This window comes from Bacillus sp. FJAT-27001 (genome assembly GCF_019039175.1).
GTDB classification, from domain to species: domain Bacteria; phylum Bacillota; class Bacilli; order Bacillales; family Bacillaceae; genus Bacillus; species Bacillus velezensis.
The window spans coordinates 1-1066 of the sequence record NZ_JAHOAA010000001.1; the positions used below are offsets into that span (position 1 = coordinate 1).

1 pseudogene is annotated in these 1066 nt (G+C 42.0%); it reads left to right on the forward strand.

What is annotated here, in order from left to right:
* Positions 1-96 precede the first annotated feature (96 nt).
* Positions 97-1066: pseudogene (locus BGM27_RS00005) on the forward strand (IS3 family transposase); the annotation flags it as partial.

Below are 1066 nucleotides of genomic sequence, written 5' to 3' on the forward strand. Positions count from 1 at the left end.
TAGGGACTGACCCCATAATATGAGACAAACAAAAAACACCTTCAAGTTTGAAAACGGATCGTTGTTATCCGAAATTAGACTTGGAGGTGTTTTTCTATGAGGGCAAGAGTGAGTTATCCGGTTGAAGTCAAACAGAAGGCTGTAGAAATGAGATTGGCGGGCGTGCCTGTGAAGGAGATCATGCAGGAATTGAATATAAAGAATAAGACGCAGGTGCAGACATGGGTCAGGTGGTATAAAGCTGGGGACACACATCGATTCGAACAACCTGTCGGAAAGCAATATTCTTATGGAAAAGGTCCAGAGTATTCTTCCGAATTAGAGAAACTGCAGGCAGAAAATCGTTATCTGAGACAACAGAATGAAGTGTTAAAAAAGTACAACGAATTGGAAAGGAAGCTGATAGCGAAACGCCAGTCGAGCTTGTAGAAGCATTGCGCAGCACAATGACCATAAAGGATATCTGTATTCATTTAGGTATCTCACGAGCATCTTATTATCGTTGGAAGAAGAATCTGATGAAAGATAACCCTAAATACCATTTAGAAAAACAAATCGGCACGTTGTGCCGAGAACACAAGTATCGATATGGCTATCGGAAAATCACAGCCATATTAAAAAAGGGAATGCGTATGAATCATAAAACGGTTCAGCGCATTATGCAGAAGAATCAGTGGCAATGCCGGGTTAAGGTGAAAAAGCGCAAGAAGAATGGGCAGCCATATGCCGTGGCCGAGAATATATTGGATCGGAACTTTCAGTCTGATCGCCCTCTGGAAAAGCTAGTAACGGATATCACATATTTGCCTTATGGGCAGAAACAATTGTATCTTTCCAGTATATTGGATTTATACAATGGAGAAGTGATTGCTTTTACGATTGGCGATAGACAGGACACAGACTTTGTCTTACACACACTTGATCAGCTGCCCGCACTGCCAGAGAACTGTGTGTTACATAGTGACCAAGGTTCTGTTTATACATCTTATGAGTATCAGAAAGCTGTTAAAACAAAAGGCATTACCATGAGCATGTCCCGCAAAGGGACGCCCGCTGATAATGCCTC